Origin of the sequence: Butyricimonas synergistica DSM 23225 (genome assembly GCF_000379665.1) — a bacterium.
In the GTDB taxonomy this organism is placed as follows: domain Bacteria; phylum Bacteroidota; class Bacteroidia; order Bacteroidales; family Marinifilaceae; genus Butyricimonas; species Butyricimonas synergistica.
The window spans coordinates 728,775-751,966 of record NZ_KB903360.1 but is presented as its reverse complement, the minus strand read 5'-3'; the positions used below and the strand labels follow the sequence as shown (position 1 = coordinate 751,966).

Below are 23,192 nucleotides of genomic sequence, written 5' to 3'. Positions count from 1 at the left end.
ACTTCCCCAGAATGCCCATGGGCAATACTTTTATCCAAAATAACACAAAAGAAGGCATACTGGGCGGGTTTTGTTAATATTTTGTTAAAAAATAAACCTTTTTAAGCAAAACAGGTCTTATTCGGATATTCATATTTCACATTTTATTAACATACATTCCTACTTATTATGCATAGATTTATACCAACCTAAAATACCAATGTTATGCGTATCAAAATTGTAAATCTAAACAAAGTTTACCCGGGAGGTAAAAAAGCCTTAAAAGATTTGAATCTTGAAATCGAACCGGGAATGTTTGGTCTGTTGGGACCGAATGGAGCAGGAAAAACCACCCTGATGCGAATCATGACGCTCTTGCAGAGCAGCACATCCGGGACAATCTTTTTTGACGACTATGACATCGCGAAAGACAGGAAGGCGATTCGCTCCATGCTGGGCTATCTCCCGCAGGACTTCCGCTTCTTCGAGAAGTTGAAGACATGGGAATTCCTGGATTACGGGGCAGGTCTTGCCGGAATCAAAGGCAAACAACACCGCGGCGAAGTGGTAGACGAAATGCTACGCAAAGTTGGATTGTTTGAAGTACGCGACCGCTGGGCAAACAAATTGTCCGGGGGTATGAAAAGACGGTTGGGGATTGCACAAGCAATTATCGGTAACCCGAAAGTAATCATTGTCGACGAGCCGACGACAGGTCTTGACCCGGAGGAAAGAATCCGGTTCCGGAACATCCTCTCGGATATCAGTGACAAGGATTCCATCATCATCCTTTCCACCCATATCGTGGGAGATATTTCCAGTACTTGTAAGAAATTGGCTCTCCTGAACCGGGGCGAGTTGAAATTCGAGGGTTCGCCCGACGAGATGATCGACTTGGCAAGAGGAAAAGTGTGGGAAATTTTCGTGACCGACCAGGAATACGAGGACATCAAGGAGAAATACCCGATTATCTCGACCATCCCGACAGACGGAGGACTAGAGATTCAGGTCGTGGCTGAAAACATCGAGGAATACTCGCACAAAGCCATCGAACCGAATCTTGAACACGCCTACGTTTACTACATGGACTACCTGCTGAAAGACAAGATGAATATGCAGGTGGAAGCTATCCAAGAAAATGAATTGTTCAAGTAAACTTATAGCTAAAATCAGCGATGAATATTCACAATATTAGCACTATATCAAGATACGAAACCAAACTATTGCGCCGGAGCTGGTTATTCCGGATCTTTGCCGTTTTATCCCTTTTAATCATTGTCTTCTTCCAAATCAGCCTGCAATCGAACATTTTCGGCTGGTACAGGTGGAGCATGATCGCCATGCCCTCGTCGATCCCGTTTGTCAACATCTATCTTTTCAATATTGCCCAGTCCATCATAGCCATATTCCTGGCGGGCAGTTTCCTGAAAAGAGACCAGAAACTCGACACGGCGGAAGTGATCTACGTGCGCCCGATGAGCAACGCAGACTATATCGTCGGGAAGACGTGGGGGATTATCCGGGTATTCGTGTCGCTAAACATTATTGCGTTAGTCATCGCTGGTTTTATACACGTCTTCGCGAGTGATTCTCCATTCGCCTTTTTCCCTTATATTTTCTACTTGCTCACCTTATCCATCCCGTCACTGGTATTTATTCTCGGTCTGTCCTTCGTGCTCATGAGTCTTGTGCGCAACCAGGCCGTGACATTTATCATCATGTTGGGATTCATCGGGGGCACACTCCTGTACCTGGGAGGCGTGGAACAAGGGACTTTTGACTTTTTCGCGCTTACCGTGCCGAATATGTTCTCGGAAGTTCTCGGGCACACGAACCTGACTCCTTATCTCACGCAGCGTTTCACGTTCCTGTTCGTGGGGATGGGATTGCTTTCTTTCACGATAGCCATGGTCAACCGCCTTCCCCTGCACCCCAGGAAGAACATTTTGCTCAACGGGGTCGGGTGCATAATCACCATCGTGGGATTGGGATGCGGATACCTTTATTATTCCACGTACCACCACATCGACAACCAAAGACACTTGTATTCCGAGAAATACCAAAAGTACAATACCTCGGACAAGGTCAACCTGCTGAACGAGAATATCACGTATTCTCAAAACAGCAAAGAAATTATGGTCACGGCTGAGTTGACCGTGCAGAACCGGAATCACAAAACGATCAACACGGTGTTGTTGTACCTGAACCCGTCGCTGAAAGTCGAGAAGTTGACAAGCAAAGGCGAAGACGTTTCGTTCGAACGGGACGCCCAGGTGATCGTGGCAGATTACAAACTTCGCCCGTATGAAATAGCCGAGTTTCAAATCAGCTACAAGGGCACGATAGACGAGAATATTTGTTACCTGGACATCACGGACGAAGAATATTATGACACACAAAACGGGAATAGTATTCTTCGTTTCGGTAAAAACTACGCTTACGTGCTCGACAAATTCACCTTGCTGACGCCGGAGTGCCTCTGGTACCCGACGACATTCCCTCCCGTGAACCCGGAGGCCCCTTATAATATAAGGAAGAATTTTACCACCTTCTCGCTGAAAGTGTACAACCCGGAGGAACGTACTGTTCTTTCCCAAGGGACTTTCTCGCAAACAGGCGATACTACCTCGTTCGCCAGTGTAGACCCGTTACTGGGAATCAGCTTGGCAATCGGGGATTACGAGAAGAAAAGCATCACGGTTGATTCCGTGCAAATCGAATTATATAACTTTAAAGGGCACGACTATTTCTCGAAAGAATTTCCGAACGTATCAGACACGCTGGCAGATTTTCTTTTGGATATAAAGACAGAGTACGAGATGCGCAAGGGACGCAAATACCCGTTCCCCAAATTCGTGCTGGCGGAAACACCCGTTTCCTATGCCGGGTACGTGCGGAACTGGAAAGGCAACAGCGAACAGTTGCAACCGGAAATCGTGTTTTTGCCGGAGCTTGCCGCCACTCTACCGCGCAGTGATTTCAAGGCATCCATAAAAAGAATGAAAGAATGGTCCCGCAACGACCCGCGGGGAGGCATGACAGAAGATGTTAACTTTGAAATGAACACCATCCGGGATTTTATACGCAGCGTATTCCAATCTGAAGAAACTTACCAGGAAGAAGGCAATTCCTTCGTCAATATGTTTACCAGTGGATGGTCGGGTACTTCCAAACTGAATAAATACGATATTTCGTCCATGTACTTCAATTACGCGAATTCTATCTATTCGCAGGACTTCCCGATCATAGACATCGTGATAAACACCATGTTGAAACAGGAAGAGTCGAATCCCATGCGGAGATGGTGGCGGATGTTCTCGGGCATGGGCGACAGCCAGAGAGCCTCGGCATACCTGAACGGGAAGAGTTTTGAACAAGCCGTACTGGACAACTCGCTTTCCACGGAAGTCTTCTACGAAATGATGAAATTGAAAGGGTTGTACCTGCGGAATTACATTACTTCCCGGATTTCATCGGAAGATTTCACGAAATTCATGTCCGACTTTTCGAAAAAATACAAATTCCAGGAGGTCAACTTCACCCGCCTGAACAACGAGTTTATCCGTAAATTCCATTTCAACCTGATGGACTTCATCCCCAGCTGGTACACGATAAACACGACTCCTCTATTCATCGTGAAACGAATCGACGCAGACGAGGTAACCATAGACGAGTACACGAAATACATGGTACATTTCCAAGTCTACAACCCGACGAACGTGGACGGGATTATCTCCGTCAATGTCGAGCAAGGTGGTTTCCGAAGTGGTCCCAGAGGAGGAGGCAGAGGACGTGCCGCCCAGATGGAAGCCAACCCGCCCAAGAACTTCGTGATCGGGGCAAGGAGCTACAAACAAATTAAAATACTTTGTGACGACCGCCCGAGCAACCTGACAATCAACACGAATATCGCCCAGAATCTACCGAGCGACATCATGTACAATTTCCCAAAGGTTACGACCACGACTACCGACACGACTACCGGGATTTTCGAGGGTAGTTCTGCTGCCTTCGCCTTCAACCCGAAAGAAATCATCGTGGATAACGAGGACAAGGGATTCCGTGTCATCGAATCAAACCAAAAGAATACCTTGCAGTCCTTATTTAAAAAGGAAGACGAGGATAAATATAAAAACTTGAATTTCTGGTCACCCCCAAGCAAATGGACTGCCACTGTCGGGACAAATTACTACGGGGACTACATCAATAGCGCCATGTACAAAAAATCGGGAAGTGGAAACAACCAGGCGGAATGGAACACGCAAATTCAAATCCCCGGTTTCTACGAAGTTTTCGTCTACAATTCGGCGAACATGGACAGGATGATGTGGAGGCAAGGCGAACAACCCAAAAAATACCAATATTATATTGTAAAACACGATGACGGCGAAGAGGAAGTATCCATCGAAACAGGAGGCAGAAGCCCCAGCGGATGGGTATCCCTGGGCAGTTTCTATTTCTCCAAGGGAGATACGAAAGTGACCCTAAGCGACAAAGGCTCGGAACCTCGCCAATTCATCATTGCCGACGCTATAAAATGGGTTTACACGAGTAATAACAAATAACAACAATAACAGTTTATGAAAACACGTACGTCATTATCGTTGATCATTTCCGGGATCCTGCTAATTCTCTCGGGAACAACGTCCGCTCAAGAGATTTTGACGCTGGAAAAGGCTTTGGAGATCGCTTATCAACAGAGCCCGTCTATCATCCAAAGCAAAATGAGCCTACAACAGAGCGAACTCGCCCTCATCCAGCAGAAAGCATCGTTAAAGTCGCAATTCAGCCTGAATCTAAATCCATTTCAATACACGAGAAGTACCTCTTTTGATGATTATAACACAAAATGGTACACGCAAAAATCGATGAGTTCCGGAGGGGATTTTAGAATTTCCCAGCCTATAAAATGGACAGATGGAACGATATCACTTAGTAATTCTTTCAATTGGCAAGACAACGATAATCAATCCTTCGGGAATAAAAGTACGTCTTTCACGAACAATCTTAGCCTCCAACTGGAACAACCGATATTCACGTACAACAAGACGAAAATCCGATTGAAAACATTGGAATTCAACTTGGAAAAAGCGAAAATCCAGTATGCTTTAGCGCGATTGAATATTGAAAAAAATGTAACCGCCGCATTTTATGGCGTTTACCAGGCATATCAACGTCTTGTCACTGCCCGGGATGCCTTCCAAAGTCAAAAAGAAACTTATGAAATGGTCAAAAATAAAGTCGGACAAGGACTTATCCCTCAAGAAGAATTATTTCAAGCAGAAGTTACTCTCGCGTCCAACGAGAATTCTCTAGCAGATACGGAAATGTCCTACGAAAACACGAAAGACCAATTCAAACAAACCTTGGGTTTACCATTAGATATAGATATAAGCATATTGCCTGATATTCAGATCGAAACTGTTAACATTGATCCGAACTTAGCTGTAAAATACGCACTAGACCAAAGACTAGAGATCCGGAATCAACAAATTGCTATTGAAGAAGGTATATTCAACTTGATTGAAGCCAAGGATAATAATAAATTTAAAGGTAGCATCTCGGCCAGAATAGGACTAGTGGGACAAGGCGGTAAATTTAAGGGTGCTTTTTCAAAACCTGACGACAACGAAACTATCGGGGTCACGTTGACGGTTCCCATCTTCGACTGGGGTGCCCGCAAAGCAAACATACGAAGCACGGAACTAGCCAATGAAAGCACAGAAATCAGTAACGAAGAAGAAAGAAAATCCATCACTCTTGATATTCGCCAATTATGCCGGGAACTGCCTAAACTTTTAAGACAAATCGAGATTGCCCGCCAAACAGTTAAAAACGCGGAAAGGACATACGATATTAATGTGGAAAAATACCGGAGCGGTTCTCTGTCGGGAATGGAATTAAAAAATCAACAAACACAGCTCACCGATGCCAAAAACGCTCTCACGGATGCTATTATATCTTATAAACTAAGATTACTGGATTTGAAAATCCAAACCTTGTGGGATTTTAAAACCAATACCTCTTATTTACCCGTGGATTTGCTAAAATAAAAACATCAAAAATATAACGACTATGGCTACAAATAAATCAATAAAATATATCGGGTTCATTTTACTCGCTTTTTCTCTAAACGCCTGTAACGAACAACGCTCGAGTTCTTCTTCCGAAACGACAACTCCGGTCTGGCTATCGGAAGTCGGTCGACGCAATATCAGGGAATTGACCACCACCACGGGAACGGCAAAAGCCAGTAAAACCGTGGAACTAAAATCAGAGATCATCGGGAAATATGAACTACAGACGAACCCCAAGACCCAACGTCCCTACAAATTGGGTGATGTTGTCGAGGCGGGAACTGTTATCATTAAGTTGAACAATAAAGAACACGAGAACGGCGTATCGATGCAAACCAAAAAAATGCAAGTCGACATTGCAAAAAAAGAATGGGAAGGACAAAAAGCCGTGTACGATAAAGGAGGAGCAACCGAAAAAGACGTGTTAAACGCCGAAAGCAGTTATATCCAAGCACAAGCCGCGATAGAAACCGCGAACACGGAACTGGAGAAAATGAATATTAGAGCCCCGTTCAAGGGCGTGATCGTTTCCCTCCCGTACTTCACGCCGGGAGTTGATGTTGCTTCCGGGGAAACCATGGTCGGCTTGATGGACTACAGCCAGATGTACATGGAAATCGCTCTCCCGGAAAACGCCATCGAGAAAGTGAAAGTCGGACAAAAAGTACTCGTGACAAACTACAATATAAAATCAGATACCCTATCCGGAATCGTATCGCAATTATCCCCGGCTATCAACGAGGAAACCCGTACATTCTCCGGATACATCACCATAACCAACCCGGAGCTGAAATTACGTCCCGGAATGTTCGCCAAAGGTGAGATTATTACTTTGCAAAAAGACTCCGTACTGTTTATTCCCAAGGACATCGTCAACGCCCGCCGGGGAGCACGCAACGTGTTCACGGTGGAACAAAATCGTGCCATGGAGAAATACATCACGACAGGCATCAGCGACGACCGCTACATCGAGGTCGTGGAAGGCTTGAACGAAGGGGACAAGATCGTGGTCAAAGGACACGAATTCTTGAGAAACAGAGGCAAAGTAAAAATCATGAAATAAAACGAGATGAACAGTATCACCAAATTTGCAGTAAAATACCCGGTGAGCGTGCTAATGCTCACGCTGGCGGTATGCTTACTGGGTACGATATCCTATAATAAACTAGGGACAGACCTTTTCCCCGACCTGAAGAATCCCGCCCTTTACGTGGAAGTAAAAAGCGGGCAAAGACCACCGGAAGAAGTTGAAAAACTCGTCGCGCAAGACGTCGAATCCACGGCGGCACGGCAACAAGGCGTGCAAAGCGTGTACAGCATCAGCAGGGTAGGTTACTCCAAGATCACGGTCGAATACGGTTGGGACCAGGATATGGACGCAGCCTTCTTGGACTTACAACGTGCGCTCTCCTCGTTATCCCAAAGAGATAATATCGACGAGGTGAACGTCACCCGTTACGATGCCAACGCCAGCCCGATCATGACCATTGCCCTCTCGCACAACGAGATCAAGGACATGAACGAATTGCGCAAAATTGCCGAGAACTATATGCGGAACGAGCTTGTGCGCGTGGACGGTATCGCCGACATACAACTGAGCGGACAGGAAAAAGCGATTGTAGAAATATCCACGGATGCTTATATGCTGGAAGCCTTTGGACTAACGGCTGACGGGATTGCCTCTCAAATCACCTCGTTGAACCAGAACGTGTCCGGGGGAACCATCACGGACAACGACATTCAATACACGGTGAAAGGGGTTAACCTCATCAACAGTATCGAAGACATCGAAAACATCATCGTCGCTTTCAAGGAAAACACGACCTCATCTTCCGGCAGTTCCTCCACGCAATCCACCACTGGATCAAGCAAACCGAAAGCGCCCATCTACCTGAAAGACGTTGCCACGGTAAGCATTCGTAACCAGGAGCCCGAAAATATCGCCCGTTACAACGGGGAACGTTGCCTAGGCATCAGCATTTACAAGGAAAACAAATACAATACCGTCGACGCAGTCTATAACCTGATCACGAAACTCGATGATTTCCAAAAGAGTCTGCCGGGATACGAATTTCACGTGATCAGCAACCAGGGTGACTTCATCGGAAGTTCCATCAACGAGGTAAAAGATTCGGCATTAATGGGTATCCTGCTTGCCGTGATTATCCTTTATCTATTCCTGCGACGGGTGAACATGACTCTTATCGTGAGTGTTTCCATCCCGATTTCCATTATTGCCACGTTCAACCTGATGTATTTCAACGGGCTGTCCATAAACATCATGACACTGGGAGGACTCGCGCTGGGAGCGGGAATGCTCGTGGATAACGCCATCGTGGTCATGGAAAACATTTTCCGAAACATGGAAGAGAACCATCTCTCGCCGACGGAAGCAGCAGTACGCGGGACATCGGAGGTTGCCGGGGCTATCACAGCCTCCACGTTGACAACCATCGTGGTTTTCCTCCCAATCGTCTACTTGCAGGGAGCAGCGGGCGAATTATTCAAGGAACAGGCATGGACGGTCAGCTTCTCGCTACTCTCTTCGCTTTTCGTTTCCATTTTATTCATTCCCATGCTGGTATCAAAATTCTTGCGCAAAAAAGACAGCGTGAAAAGCCATGCCATCACGATAAAAGGCTTCGGCAACTTCGTGGGACGGGTATTGAAAGTAAAATACGCCATTATAATAGCCGCCTTGATTTTAATGGTAATATCTTACATGATGCTTCCATTTATCGGGATGGAGTTTATGCCAAAAGCCGAATCCAAAGACTTCTCGGTACTAATCACCATGGAACCGGGCACCCGGCTTAAAAGCACGGACAATGCCGTGGCAACCATAGAAGAAGCCGCACGCACCTTAGGCGGGGAAGACATCGAATGGATTTACACCCAAGTCGGTCCTTCCAACCTAGAAAGCAATAGTGGCGGAAAACTGGAAAATGACAACCAGGCACAAGTTACCGTGAAGATCAAGAAAGACTCTAAACTGGATGCCGATTATTTCATCACGAACATAAACGAAAATTATCAACTCCCTGAAGGTATTGAAATCTCCTACGAAAAAGGAGAATCCGCCCTCCAGAGCATACTCGGCACGAAAGGGGCCCCCCTCGTGATCGAAGTCAAGGGAGAAGAATTAAGCGAGTTGAACCAACTATGCTCGTCCATTAAAGAAAAAATCTCGGGCATCCCCGGAATCTATGACATTAAAACCTCCATGGAGCAAGGCGCACCCGAGGTAAATGTTAAAATCGACCGTCTGAAAAGCGGTATTTACGGCATTAACCTCTCCGATGTCACTACCCAGATAAGTGATAAACTGAATGGTAAAGATGCCGGAACTTACGAGAACAAGGGAGAAACGATAGACATCAGTATCAAAGTTCCCGAGGTTTCCCTTGCCGAAATCGAACAGATTGAAATCATACAAGGAGAGAAGAAATACCGCCTCGGTGAAATAGCCGACATCGAGATCACCTCCGCACCCCGGGAAATTAACCGGGTAAATCAAAGCCGTACCGGAATGATCACGGCTATGATAGAGAAAGAGTACACCTTGAGCCATATCACACCTGCCGTGCGTGCAAAACTGGCTGAAGTCGAATTCCCGGCAAAATACACGGCAAAGATCACCGGGGAAGAAGAGAAAAGACAGGAATCCTTCGGAGGACTAGGTTTCGCGTTATTCCTGTCCATCCTGTTGGTTTACATGGTGATGGCTGCACAATTTGAATCCCTGCGCCACCCGTTCACCATCCTGCTGACCATCCCGTTAGCGGGAGTAGGCTGCGTGTGGGCATTCCTCCTCACGGGACAAACGCTCAACATGATGGCATTTATCGGAATCATTATGCTTGCCGGTATTGCCGTGAATAGCTCTATTATACTCGTGGATGCAATCAACCGCCTGAAAGCGGAAGGTCACCCGCTGGAAGAATCCATCAAGATGGGAGCCCAACACCGAGTGCGCCCGATCATCATGACCAGTGCCACCACCATACTGGCATTGCTTCCCATGTGTTTCGGGTTCGGCGAAGGAGCCTCGCTCCGTTCTCCCATGGCACTCGCGGTGATCGGGGGGCTTTTGACCTCTACCATTATGACCTTGATCGTTATTCCGTGCGTGTATTACATTATTGATAGAAAGAAGTCATGAAGACCATTATAAAAAGAAGAGTTCTCATCTCGATGTTATTCCTCGGGCTGGTTCTTATGGGAATCTTCTCCCAGAAGCATCTCCCCATGGAAATATTCCCCAACGCCGAACTGCCGATGTTGGGGGTAAGCATCAGTACGCGCTCGAACATTGAACTCGATCCCACCTACGTTGAAAATCATGCCGCCATACCGGTAGAAGGAGCTATCAGTTCGCTCAACGGGGTGGAAAAAATAGAAACTTACATCCGTTCGTCAGGAGTAAGTATCAGGATTTCGATGAAACAGGACGTCGACCTGAAATACGCTTTCCTGCAACTGGAACAAAAGATAAAAAGTATCTCCCAGAACATACCCGAAGAATTCACCTGCACGGTAAGCAAAGCCTCTACAAGTTCGGCAACCGACAATTTCATGCAGTTGCAAATCCTCGGGGAAGACGACGTGGACTACGTCCGCAACATCGTGGACAAGGATATTTTGCCTTATCTCGAAACCATTGACGGCGTGGCGGAGGCTCGTATTTCCGGTGGTCGCCAGAAAAGTATCGAGATCATCATCGACCTGGAAAGGTGCAAAGCGTTGAACCTCACGCCCTCCTCGATCGGGAGCAAAATATCCGCCAACCTGGCAGAGAAACAGTTCGCCGGTTCCGTGTACAACGACAACAAGCGTTATTTTGTCAACGTGACTGCCGAATACCTTGCCACCGAAGACCTGGGAAGCATTGTTGTAGCCGAGGGTCCCATCCAGTTAAAAGACATCGCGGATATTCATTTCGGCGTAAAGGAGGAAGATTCCTATTCACGTGTAAACGGGAAAGAAGTCGTTACCTGCCAGCTTTACAAATCGCCATTGACCAACGTGATCGAACTGTCCAAAAAAGTACGGGCTGAAATCGACCGTCTGAACGGAGAGATTGCATCCAAAGGCATCAGCATTGACATTCAGGAAGACCAGGCAGAAATCATGAGCCAAAATATTGACGAGATCGTTGATCTCGCCATATCGGGAGCTTTTCTGGCAATCTTCGTTCTGTTCCTGTTCCTGCGCAAGATACATATAGTATCTATCGTCGCTTTCGCCATACCGATTTCCGTGTTCTCATCATTCTACTTCTTCTACCTTTTCGGTATCACGATCAACACGCTTACCCTCACCGGTATCGCACTTGCCGTGGGAATGCTGCTAGACAACTCGATTGTCGTGATGGAGAACATCTATCGGCTGAAAGCCTCGGGCATGCCCACGGATGAAGCCTGCGTGCGAGGCACCACGGAAGTATGGAAAGCCGTCCTTGCCGCCACGATAACGACCATCATGGTATTCCTTCCCTTTCTTTTTGCCGAACACTACGAGATAAAACTCATCGGGGAACACATCGGGGTATCTATCATTTCCACTCTGACGATATCACTCGTCGTGGCTCTGTTATTGATCCCGATGGCAATAAACGCTATTTTAAAAAGAAAACCGGATGACGTTAACTTCAGCAAGTTGTCATTACACAACCGCCTCGTGCAGATCTACGTGGCTATATTGAAAATGTCACTTCGCCGCCCGGCACAAGTTATCATCGCCTCGCTCATTGTACTTCTGGTTACGGTGGTATTATCCACTTCGTTAACCTTAAATACCCTCCGGGAAATTCACACGAACACGTTCGAGGTATATATTACTCCCCCGACGGGATACACGTTACAGAGAATAGACGATATGATTCGCCTGTTTGAAGACGAATTGAAAGAGGTTCCCGAAATCGAGTATTTCACGTCCAACGTCCGCGAGGACGAAGATAGCCGCCTTACCATCCGGTTGAAAGATGACTTTGAAAAAATCAACAAAAAATCCATTCCGCAGCTCAAGGACGAAGTCCTGAAACTTGCCAATAAAGTAAATATCACCCAGATCAGCCTCGAGGCAACCGAAAGTGCCGAGAGAGGTGCCGGCGGCGGAAATATGCTCGGCAACGCCTCATTGCTCCGCATGATGGGAATCGGGAGCCAAAGCGAGCGAGTGGTTATCAAGGGACAAGATTTCGAGGCAATGACCAACTTTGCCGAATACCTCAAGTACCAGTTTGAAGACCTCGACAATATTTCCTATTCCAGTGTCAGCGCACAAGCTGGAAGTTCCGTGGCAAAGATGTTCTTCAATCAATACTTGATGGGTGTAAACGAAGTTACCCCTAACAACGTGAGCAGCGAACTACGTAATTTCGGACCGGAAAGTAAAACCGAAACAAAATACAAAGCAGGAGATGAAGAATACGATATCATCATCCGCGATGCCACTTATGACGAAAAGGACAAAACGACCCAAACCCGTACACTCGAAGACTTGCGTAATATGCAAGTCACAAACAGCAAACAGGGCTTGGTAGAATTGCGTAATTTCAGCCGCATCAGCCTCGGACGGGACAAGGGAAACATCACCCGCATCAACCAGGAGAAAGAAGTTAATCTCTATTACGCCTTCAACTCGGACATCAACGAATCGAAACCGATGCTCGAGGCGGCACGGGAAGAAATTGACGAACTAGTGCAAGGTCTGGATGTCCCTGCCGGTATAGCCGTACAGGTCATCCACGAGGAAAACGAAATGGATGATTTCACCTTCCTTATCCTCGCGGCATTCGTTCTTATCTACATGATTCTTGCCTCCGTGTTTGAATCGGTGACTGCCCCCATCGTGCTGATGTTCACCATTCCGCTGGCAGCAATCGGCTCCTTGCTTGCCCTGCTATTCACAAGCAACCCGTTGATGAATGCCAACGTCTTTGTCGGGTTTATTATCCTGATCGGTATCGTGGTAAACAACAGTATTATCCTTATCGATTATACCTCATTGTTACGCCGCACGGGCAACCGGAAACAAAGGGCTATTATCACCGCCGGCTTATCCCGCCTGCGACCGATCCTGATCACGGCAATCACGACTATCGTTGCCATGGTCCCGTTGGCTCTTGGCACGGGCGAATACGTGTCCGGACTGGGAGCCCCGTTCGCTATCACCGTGATCGGCGGACTCACCATGAGTACCCTGCTGACACTGGTCATTATCCCTACCCTCTACTCGGGTATGGAAGACGCACTCGCCCGCCTGCGTACTCAAAGCTGGATGATGAAGGTGATACAAATCGTTTTAACCATCGTGGCGCTTACTTGTGTCTACTTCTGGACATACACGATTCTCGACCGGATACTTTATCTCATCCTGAGTGTTATCCTGGTTCCGGGAATCACGTGGTTCCTGGAAGATAGTTTCCGCCGGGCGCAAAGCAATATCATACCTGCCGACGAAGAACTGGAAATCAAAATAAGTAACCTCGTGAAGATATACGGTCGCCCCTCCCGTTTCGAGCGGGAATGGACTTCCGGGCTTAAAATCAGGGAACGCTTAGGCTTGAAAGAACAGTACAGGGAATGGAAAGACCTGCAACCCTTGATATGGTCAGTCCCCATCCTTGGCTTCATGTATTACTTCACGTTCAGCTACCAAGTACTATTCCTGTGGGCAGTTATCTTTGCCTTTATCTCGTGGATGATGACCTTGGGCGTCATAAACATCATCCGTGATTTCTGCGAAAACTGCGGGTGGGCTATCGCGGCTAAGGTATTGCGTATTGTCGCTATAACGGTCTACTACGCCGGACCTGTAGCCATATTGGTTTGGTCGAACAAGAAATTCGACAACAGCGGGGGAGCCATCTTCCTCGGGATGTTCTGGTATATCGGTATCGCGGCACGCTACCTGTCCAGCAAGATCAACAAGGAGAATATCAATATCGACCTGATCGACGGCCGTTTCCGGATGCTGAAGAAAACCATCTTCCGGATGGCTTCCAAAGCCCCGTTCATCGGCGTGAAGAAGAAACCGTTCAAGGCGTTGAGTTCCGTTTCCATGGACATCCGTACCGGAATGTTCGGGCTGCTCGGTCCCAACGGGGCGGGTAAAACCACGCTGATGCGTATCATCTGTGGCGTTTTCGAGCAAAGCTACGGTAAAATCTTTATCAATGGCATCGACACCCAGAAGAAGCGGGAAGAATTGCAAGGCTTGATCGGTTACCTGCCACAGGAATTCGGCACTTACGAGAACCTCACGGCATGGGAATTTTTGGAGTACCAAGCTCTGCTGAAAGGTATCTACAATAAACGGGTACGCCAGAACCGGATTGCCGAGGTGCTTTCCGCTGTCCACATGTACGAGAACAAAGACAAAAAAATCGGGGGCTTCTCCGGCGGTATGAAACAACGTATCGGTATCGCCCAAACGTTGCTCAACCTACCCCGAATCCTCGTGGTAGACGAACCTACTGCCGGTCTTGACCCGCGGGAAAGAATCCGCTTCCGTAACCTGCTCGTGGAATTGTCACGCAACCGGATCGTGATCTTCTCCACCCACATTATCGAGGATATTGCCAGCTCGTGTAACCAAGTGGGCGTTATCAACAAAGGTGAACTAAAATACCACGGTACCCCCTCCGACATGGCAAATATCGCCAAGGACGTCACGTGGACTTTCGAAGTGCCGGTACGGGATTTTGCCAAACTCCCCTCCGACCTGCTTATCGTTCACCACATCCGCCAGGGTGACATCATCAAAGTGCGCTGCCTCAGCGAGCAAAAGCCCGCCGAGAACGCCGAACGGATACTCCCCGCCCTGGAAGACTCTTACTTGTGGCTGTTGAGAACCGTCAAGATAGAGAACAAGGAACAAATTATAACACAATAAACCGATCCCTATTATGGTTCAATTTTGGATAGCGATACAGAAACTGGTACAATACAACATCAAGATCATCTTCGGGAACAAATTCCTGTACTTCATGTTGAGTGCCCTCGTGTTCTTTATCATCACCGTGGTGGTGTACCTGTTGGGTGACGACGAAATCACGCAAGCCACCGCCTACAAGATGTTGATGTTGCCGAGCATCCTGCTTGTCTTCTACCCGATGTGCTTCGGGCTGCAAAACGACCAGGATGCCAAAATTGTCGAGATCATCTTCGGTATCCCCAACTATAGCTACAAAGTATGGTTGTTCCGTCTTCTGATCTCGTACATTCTCTGCTTTGTCATCACGTTCGTCCTGGCAGTGCTCACCGACCTCGCCATCGTGTCCGTCCCCCCGATGAACCTGACCCTTCAGGCAATGGTTCCCGCCCTCTTTATCGGCACGCTCTCCTTCATGCTGAGCACCACCATCAAGAACGGCAACGGAACCTCCGTAGTCATCATCATCATCGGGCTCATCCTTTACATGATGGACAACAGCCTCGGAGTCAGCCAATGGAACATCTTCCTCAACCCCTACGATGTTCCCGTTGACAAGAACCCGCAGATATTCTTCAACGCCGTTTTCCATTGCCGGGTAAACATGTTGATCGCCTCAGCCCTCTTTATCATCATCGGACTGAACAACACCCGTCACCGGGAGAAATTCATATAATAAAAAATGCCACTAGATGTGGCATTTTTTATTATATATCCTCCATGGAAAGCCCTCTCAAGCTAATCTTATAATTGTCTAAATCCCTGCCGACCACTTTACGAAAGTGCAAACTTTTTTCATTCAGCTTATCCATATCTATCTTAGCCCGATTACGTTTCACTTCTATGATTTCAGCCGTTTTATCCAATTCGTTAACAAGGACTAGATCAATCTCATTCTCTCCTCTCCGATCCCAATAGCCTCCTATCCGGGTAAAACTTTTCTGTTCAACAAATTTAGTCCGGAAATAACGCTCTAACATCTTTCCACTGAACATGGGATAATCGCGGACAATGACCTCCCGCAACTGCTCATATCCCCCGATTTCAAGCATATAACTATATTTATAAATAAACCGGAACCAAAATGTCAAGAAATTATCCTCCACGCGATACCGGACATTCTTTGTTTCCACCTTCGAGAATATAGGTGTAACTTTAGATAAATGTAAGATAAAAACAAATCAAACCAAAATTTCAACATTTCCTATAAAAAACCAAAACAAATGCGTATATTCGCTCAAATACAAAACAGCGTTTGTTATGCAAGTATTCCGTCAACCTTTCTGGAAAGCCGATGCTTCCCGGATGACACTAAAACCATTTATATACATTAGTGCCATCTTTTTAGCCATTGTCGCCAATGTCGCTTGCAGCGACACGTTTGTATTCCACCCCATCATCATCATCGGTCCCATCATGTACCTGATGATATTCCCGGCGTGTCTGACCCAGTACTTTTACCTCACGTTCACGGACGACGAACTCCTCATCAAAAATGGCGTCTATACCTTCTGGCACAGGGAATACAAATATAGCGATATCACCAAAATCAGCTTATCGGGTGGTACCGGGAAGGTTGGTCCTTACATAAAAGTCTACACGAAAAACAATCCCAGGTACGCCTGGAGTTACGTCATCGAACTCGTGTCAACCAAAGACTTCCCCGACCTGCTCGACCTCATGAAATCCAAAAATCTTCCCGTGGAAACCGATAAAGGCTTTGATTATCTCGTGGACAGAAACTTCACCCGGTTCTAACCTCCTCCCTCAATAATTGCACAACGGAAGTGCAATCAACTCGCAACCTTCGCTAATATACCAATATCAATTCCTTCCTCTAGGCTCTTGGGTGTTATTTCGATTGTTATTGGCTTCATATCGTTCTATCTAGTTCAAATATAGTATACACGATCGTGAGAATTACAATTCTATTTCAATAAAGAATTTAAATACTCATCTGTAATCTCCATCACAACTACTTCTTTCCCTTCTTCTTTACATCTCTCAACCCAATCGTTACCAGCTTTCAGATTTTTTTGTAGTATTGAAAAAAGATTCTCTGAAACATTAATTTCACGCGCATCTTTCAACGAACAAATATTTTTGCCATCTATTGTTTTTACATGACTATAAAACCGATATAGCACAGCCTTCATTTTATTAAATTCATCATTTTCGTCAGCAGACCTACTCGATGTATTTATACTCGAAGAAAGAACTTGAACATCTACATCCAAATAAATTTCCTTATCAAGATACTTTCTTACTTGTTGTCCATCAGTTTTCACTTCCTGCACCATCGAGATCAAGTCTTGCGACTCTTTCGTTCCACAGCCACAAAGGAAAACGATCATAGTAATAAATAACAATTTTCTATTCATCAAATACATATCATTTCTACATTCTAAATAAATCATACCGTTCATTTCACTTCTTTTCCATGCCAACATCCTTCTTGGAAAAGACATTTCTCCCATTTATGATACCAAATATAACCATTCCTCTCAAAAAAACAAATAAATATCCACTCGCAACCTATTCGACTTCAACCGTCACTCCTTCTGCTTTAATGGCATCAATTAAAGTGGAGTAATCCCCGGTATCGACAAGGGCAAGCGTGTATTGCCAGAATAATCTAGAGTTCTTTTTAGTAAACACCCTCATGTATGGATATCCCTGGTACCATTTTATTCTCACTTTTACAATATCCACATATCGAGTTTCTTTCTTCCCAAACGGATAAATCCCATTTTTTATTATCAACTCATTATTTGTCAAAATAATATAGAAAAATCGGGATATTAATATGTGTACGATACACGACAAAAATATAACCAAAAATAAAAAACCGGGAACATTAAATTCAACACTAAAAAAAGTAGGAATACCCAATAAAGTAAAAAGTATTGCAAAAACTTTCACCTCAAATATAGCATCAGATTTCCTAAAAGAGCAACGAAATATCTTCATATTGTCATTAAATTACGGTCTTAAACTTTCATTCATAAATGTACACGCCTACCTCACGAGTACACATCCATACCAACCACATCAACTTCAATACCATTTTCTCTTAAAGATGCTACCAATTCCGACAAATCCTATAACAGCGGAAAGTCCGAAAGCAGTTTTCCCAAAAGATTGACGATACACTTTCATAACAAATGAACAAGATTTTTAGTTTCAACATTCACTCCTTTTTCTTCAAGCATCGGTACCAATTGGCTATAATCCTTAGGATCAACGAAATCAAGAATATACTTCCTATTGTGCCTTTTACTTTCTCGAACAATCACTTGAATATAACAAACACCTATAACACCAGCCTGTTCTATATACACTTTTTTTATACTACAATAATAAAACCCTTCCCTCCAAAAAGGGAAAAATCTGTTCTTCACAACTAATTTATCATCCGCCAAAATGAGATAAAAACACCGTATAACAATCCCCACACCCCCGACAATATAAATAGTTACGAAATAAAGCCATACCACCAACGACATTTCCACGTCATAAAGCAAATACCCGCCTAACAACAAAAGAAATATATAACTTGGCAAAAGACCATATTTAAATGTACATGTTTTCCAAAAAGAACGACGATATACTTTCATAATTCAGGTTTATCTTTATAAATACGGGCATAAACATCAAGCCCTTTCGCTCCTGCTTGTAAAAATATAACTTTTCCCTCGAATAAAAGAAAAAAAAGGTTGCGAGTTGCTCTTCCGAAAATAAATGCAACTCGCAACCTATTCGCAACCTTTTCACGCGGATGATATCCCCGAAATTGTTTACTTCGCGCCAAAATGATTTACATCATGAAACGAAAATACATCTGTATCATCCTGATCGCCCTCTTCTCCTGCCAAACCCGAAACGAGGCGTTAGAAACAGCCCTGAAACTAGCGGGCGACAACAGGGGTGAACTCGAGAAAGTCCTTGACCATTACTCCCGAAACCCCGCAGACTCGCTAAAACTGCAAGCCGCCGAGTTCCTCATCGCCAACATGCCGGGGCACTACACCCTGCAAGGCGACCTCATCAACGAATACCGGGCAAAAATAGATACCGACACCACAGCGTCCTATTTCGCGAAGAAAGCCCTCGACATCTCGTTAAGCCAAATCGATCAAATACGCCAGGTATCCCGTAAAGAAGAAGACGTGGAACACGTCAAAGCGGATTTCCTCATCCGCCATATTGACATATCCTTCGAGCATTTATACAAATACCCGTGGCTCAAGGACATTCCATTCGACATATTCCTAGAATACGTCCTACCCTACCGCTTCGAGAACGAACGATTGGATTCATGGCAAGATTCCGTGCAAATTTCTAATAACGAACTGCAACAATTTACCTATTACGATAATATAAAATATACCCTGACCAAAATATCTCCTTACTTATTTTCATCAACACGTCATATTAACATAGCGAATAACATCGCGCAAGACTTGTTTCAACAAAACTTGTATGGCGACTGTTATCACATTTCTCTAAAAGAAAACCTCGAATATCGCGCGTTAAGCCTCCCCGCTACTATCGATTGTATCCCACGCTATGCCAACCGAAACGGCTACCACTATTGGAATACGCCCGTATCCCCGGAATCTAAAAACACCGAGGTACGAGGAACCTTCGAGCGTAAAACAGCCAAAGTTTATCGAAAAACCTATTCACGCAACGAAATCCCGATCCCCGGCAAAAATGAATATATACCGGAATTCTTTCTAAATCCTTTTTACAAGGACGTCAGCGACCAGTATATACATGCTGCGGATGCAACCGTCCAACCAGCGAAACAATCACGTGCAAATCCCCGCCATTCCTACTTGTGCGTGTTCAATAATCTTACATGGCAACCCGTTGCCATCGGGCACGCCCGAAAAAACAATTTCCAATTCAAAAATATAGGAAAAAATCTGGTCTACCTACCGGTCTATTACCGAAACAAAAAAATGCGTCCTTTCAACTATCCTTTCATATTCAATTTGAAAGGAGAAATCAAATACCTCATTCCGGACACTAACAACCGCCAAGAAATCGTGATTAAAAGAAAATATCCATTTGGTAAACACTTACACGACTACAATCAAGCACTCGAAGCAATCATGATTGAAGCATCCAATCACCCGGACTTCATCACCACGGACACGATTCTCCCGGGACTTGAAACATCCCATATAACCTACGCTCAAGGAAAAATCGAAACAGACCAAAAATTCAAATACTGGCGTATCTCATCACCTGTACAAGTAACTATAGCCGAGTTATCTTTTCTCGACAATCATGGGAACACGTTAAAAAGCAACACCTCTCCCGCTGATTCATTAGGTTTTGACAAGAACCCTCTAACAAACATATATCTCAATCACAACAAAAATATCACTATCGATTTCAACACCTCAACCCATGTATCAAGGATCATCTGTTTGCCACGAAACGATGGTAACGGAATCTACCCGGGAGATGTTTACGAGTTATTTTACCATGACCTAGACGGTTGGCAATCCCTGGGACGACAAACCGCTACCGGTTATTCCCTCCACTACAACAACGTTCCGCAAGGAGCGCTACTCTGGCTCCATAATCATACCACTGGCATTGAAGAACGAATTTTCACGTACGAAAACGGGGAAATTCGATTCTGGTAAACAAGGCAAATATCATCCGTATCTCAATCAAACATGCAAATTACGAATAAATACGACAACATCATTATCGATACAATAATTTTCCGTATCTTATCATTATCCCAGATAAATGGTAACGAAACAAATGTAAAGCCTAAAATTAATCTTTCTAATAATTGACTCAATTCGTTCGAGCGTATTCCTTGTATAAGACAAACTAAACCTACAAGAATAAATAACCAATCTGTCAATTTAAACATTTTCATAATTCAATTTCTATCATTTAGATTTATCTCGTTCATTCATCCAATACTTTTTTTGCCATATCTTTTATCCGGTCCACCCGCACAGAATGTATTTTAATCGGCTTATTTACCAAATCTCTTGCGTATCGTTTTGCCTCCTCAATTTTCCCCTCCTTCAAACATATATTCATTAATTTATACAATGGGACAAATCGAACGGGACACATATTAGACGCCATCGATAAATGCGTTTTCGCTCTCTCAAGCATATTAAGCCGAGTATAGTTTTCTGCCAAAAGTAATTGCACATCATAATCATTTAAACGCAAACAACATTCTTCCAATACACGGATACTTGCTTCATATTCCCCAATCTGCTGCAATTCTGCTCCGAAATTATACAAAAACAACCCATCTTTCCCCAGCCAACCGTATAGTTTTTGATACTCAGGCAGCACCTCTCTCGTTTTTCCCGCAAAAGAAGAATTCGCAATCTTATACCACACATATTCCGATCGACCATAACAATAGACTATCCCCAAGAACAAGAGAGCGAAAATTGTAATTCCTCCCGCTACAGCTTTCAGCAATATTTTCTTTTCTATTTTCCAAATCGTCGTTTGATAAGTGTTCAAAATTGCCACGTTCAGAACAAGCACGAGCACGACTCCCGGACAATCCAAAGGATAAGAAAAAAATGCCAACACAGCTATCGCCGACACACTCCAAAATACTGGCAATAAATAAATTTTATCCCGATTACAATTCCACGTCTTAATTAAATTAATCACGACCACCATAAACAAAAAGAAACCTACTATCCCATATTCCACCAAAATTTTAATATATTCGTTAAAAGGATTTTTCACGTTATCTGCCAAACTAGCGAACACACTATCCATATTTTGCTGGAAATACTCCGCTTGATAAAGCATATATTCTGCTTGAAATTTTCCACTACCTATACCTAACAACCAATGGTCGTGAAACATATCCCACGAACACAACCAAATTAATATTCGACCATCTGCTGAATCTTTCTTCCAATAATATAACCATAAAAAATAGAAGCACGACACATAAAATTAAACACAAGAATAAAATTCTTTTTATCCTTGCCCTCCATTGTATCGAAACAATTTTTTGAACGACACTTGATACACAAATTAAGACAATAACTAAACTCCCCGTTCTAGACCCTGATAATAATACAACAAGAATGATCAATAAACTAGCAAACCTGCCCCATATCTTACAGCATACCCCCCGTTGCTTCATAAAATAAACAGAAAAAGGGAAAAGAGCCGACAAAAACATAGCGATCCCAGCAGGATTTTCAAAACTCCCGGTAACGGGCTCTACCATACTGTAAATTTGTACAACATTCAAATATTGTAACACTCCCCAAAATCCCATCCCCACCGCCACTAACGAAACAATAAAATAATAATGTTTCAAACATTCCTCATTACATTCTTGTCCCGAACACACAAAAAACAACAATACAAAAGTAACATATTCTATTAAATCATGCCATGTTAAAGCCACTCCTGCACAAGAAGTAAAAAACAAAAGCATTGAAATAAAAAACACAAGCAAAGTTAGTGAAGTTACTTTTAATACTTTTACACGCCATCCCCAACTTATAGAATACACAATCGTGAGAATTGCTATCCCTAACATTCCCGTGGTAACATGCCTGCCAACAAAAATATCGGGAATCAAGAACACTCCGCATACGAACAATAAAAACAAGAAAATGTAATACATCAATTTAATTTTAAAAATTCAAAAGATCCAAGAAGTTTCTTGAATCTTTTGAATAATATAATTCAAATCGCCTTTTATATTTATTTCAATAAAGAATTCAAATACTCATCTGTAACCTCCATCACGACGACCTCTTTTCCTTCTTCTTTACATCTCTCTACCCAATCATTGCCAGCTTTCAAATTTTTTTGCAATATTGAAAAAAGATTCTCTGAAATATTAATTTCACGCGCATCTTTCAACGAACAAATATTTTTGCCATCGATTGTTTTTACATGACTATAAAACCGGTATAGCACAGCCTTCATTTTATTAAATTCATCATTTTCGTCAGCTGACCTACTCAATGTATTTATACCCGAAGAAAGAACTTGAACATCTACATCCAAATAAATTTCCTTATCAAGGTACTTTCTTACTTGTTGTCCATCCGTTTTCACTTCATTTACGATCGAAATCAAATCTTGCGACTCTTCCGTTCCACAGCCACAAAGGCAAACAATCATAATAATACTAAAAAGATAATTTTTCATTGTTCCAAA

Annotated in this window: 16 protein-coding genes; 9 read left to right on the top strand and 7 right to left on the bottom strand. The window is 44.2% G+C overall.

The window, feature by feature from the left end; genetic code table 11:
• Positions 1 to 204 precede the first annotated feature (204 nt).
• From A3CY_RS0111505 to A3CY_RS0111470, 7 genes are read left to right on the top strand one after another with little or no spacing between them, the layout of a single operon-like run.
• Entirely contained in the window at positions 205 to 1,134 is a 930-nt protein-coding gene (locus A3CY_RS0111505; RefSeq protein ID WP_018338074.1) for an ABC transporter ATP-binding protein, read from the top strand.
• Positions 1,135 to 1,154: 20 nt separating this feature from the next.
• Complete coding sequence (locus A3CY_RS0111495; protein WP_155828279.1) at positions 1,155 to 4,544, top strand: golvesin C-terminal-like domain-containing protein; 3,390 nt, start codon at positions 1,155 to 1,157, stop codon at positions 4,542 to 4,544.
• Positions 4,545 to 4,559: 15 nt separating this feature from the next.
• Complete coding sequence (locus tag A3CY_RS0111490) at positions 4,560 to 6,032, top strand: TolC family protein (RefSeq protein ID WP_040371569.1); 1,473 nt, start codon at positions 4,560 to 4,562, stop codon at positions 6,030 to 6,032.
• 22 nt (positions 6,033 to 6,054) lie between these two features.
• Complete coding sequence (locus tag A3CY_RS0111485; RefSeq protein WP_018338070.1) at positions 6,055 to 7,119, top strand: efflux RND transporter periplasmic adaptor subunit; 1,065 nt, start codon at positions 6,055 to 6,057, stop codon at positions 7,117 to 7,119.
• A gap of 6 nt (positions 7,120 to 7,125) precedes the next feature.
• Complete coding sequence (locus tag A3CY_RS0111480; protein WP_018338069.1) at positions 7,126 to 10,218, top strand: efflux RND transporter permease subunit; 3,093 nt, start codon at positions 7,126 to 7,128, stop codon at positions 10,216 to 10,218.
• The gene (locus A3CY_RS0111475) at positions 10,215 to 14,954 is read left to right on the top strand and encodes an efflux RND transporter permease subunit (RefSeq protein WP_026207583.1); all 4,740 of its coding nucleotides are present in this window, start codon (positions 10,215 to 10,217) and stop codon (positions 14,952 to 14,954) included. The genes A3CY_RS0111480 and A3CY_RS0111475 overlap by 4 nt, the downstream gene beginning before the upstream one ends.
• Before the next feature lie 13 nt (positions 14,955 to 14,967).
• Positions 14,968 to 15,669, top strand: a complete 702-nt coding sequence (locus tag A3CY_RS0111470; protein WP_018338067.1) for a hypothetical protein — start codon at positions 14,968 to 14,970, stop codon at positions 15,667 to 15,669.
• Positions 15,670 to 15,700: 31 nt separating this feature from the next.
• On the opposite strand, the gene A3CY_RS20895 is transcribed toward A3CY_RS0111470, so the two are convergent.
• Positions 15,701 to 16,126, bottom strand: coding sequence for a DUF234 domain-containing protein (locus A3CY_RS20895; RefSeq protein ID WP_051082721.1), 426 nt, complete (start codon positions 16,124 to 16,126; stop codon positions 15,701 to 15,703).
• A gap of 127 nt (positions 16,127 to 16,253) precedes the next feature.
• Between A3CY_RS20895 and A3CY_RS0111460 the strand changes: the two genes are divergently transcribed.
• Positions 16,254 to 16,751, top strand: coding sequence for a hypothetical protein (locus A3CY_RS0111460; RefSeq protein ID WP_018338065.1), 498 nt, complete (start codon positions 16,254 to 16,256; stop codon positions 16,749 to 16,751).
• Positions 16,752 to 16,921: 170 nt separating this feature from the next.
• Here A3CY_RS0111460 and A3CY_RS0111455 read toward each other — a convergent pair whose 3' ends face one another.
• The 3 genes from A3CY_RS0111455 to A3CY_RS0111440 form a co-directional block, all read right to left on the bottom strand.
• Entirely contained in the window at positions 16,922 to 17,461 is a 540-nt protein-coding gene (locus A3CY_RS0111455) for a hypothetical protein (protein WP_240388150.1), read from the bottom strand.
• A gap of 67 nt (positions 17,462 to 17,528) precedes the next feature.
• Positions 17,529 to 17,963, bottom strand: a complete 435-nt coding sequence (locus A3CY_RS0111450) for a YdbT family protein (protein WP_018338063.1) — start codon at positions 17,961 to 17,963, stop codon at positions 17,529 to 17,531.
• A gap of 185 nt (positions 17,964 to 18,148) precedes the next feature.
• Positions 18,149 to 18,610: a hypothetical protein gene (locus A3CY_RS0111440; RefSeq protein ID WP_018338061.1), complete on the bottom strand. Its 462-nt coding sequence runs from the start codon at positions 18,608 to 18,610 to the stop codon at positions 18,149 to 18,151.
• Between the two features lie 207 nt (positions 18,611 to 18,817).
• Between A3CY_RS0111440 and A3CY_RS0111430 the strand changes: the two genes are divergently transcribed.
• Positions 18,818 to 20,656 (top strand): hypothetical protein, encoded by a 1,839-nt coding sequence (locus tag A3CY_RS0111430; RefSeq protein ID WP_026207581.1) that lies wholly within the window; start codon positions 18,818 to 18,820, stop codon positions 20,654 to 20,656.
• 277 nt (positions 20,657 to 20,933) lie between these two features.
• Here the strand turns inward: A3CY_RS0111430 and A3CY_RS0111420 are convergent, their stop codons facing one another.
• The 3 genes from A3CY_RS0111420 to A3CY_RS0111410 form a co-directional block, all read right to left on the bottom strand.
• Positions 20,934 to 21,872 carry an O-antigen ligase family protein gene (locus tag A3CY_RS0111420; RefSeq protein ID WP_240388149.1) on the bottom strand — a complete coding sequence of 313 codons (939 nt, stop codon included), beginning with the start codon at positions 21,870 to 21,872 and terminating at the stop codon, positions 20,934 to 20,936.
• A complete protein-coding gene (locus A3CY_RS23110; protein ID WP_026207578.1) occupies positions 21,838 to 22,650 on the bottom strand; it encodes a hypothetical protein in 813 nt (270 codons plus the stop codon). The genes A3CY_RS0111420 and A3CY_RS23110 overlap by 35 nt, the downstream gene beginning before the upstream one ends.
• Before the next feature lie 80 nt (positions 22,651 to 22,730).
• Positions 22,731 to 23,183, bottom strand: a complete 453-nt coding sequence (locus A3CY_RS0111410) for a hypothetical protein (RefSeq protein WP_018338057.1) — start codon at positions 23,181 to 23,183, stop codon at positions 22,731 to 22,733.
• Positions 23,184 to 23,192: the final 9 nt, after the last annotated feature.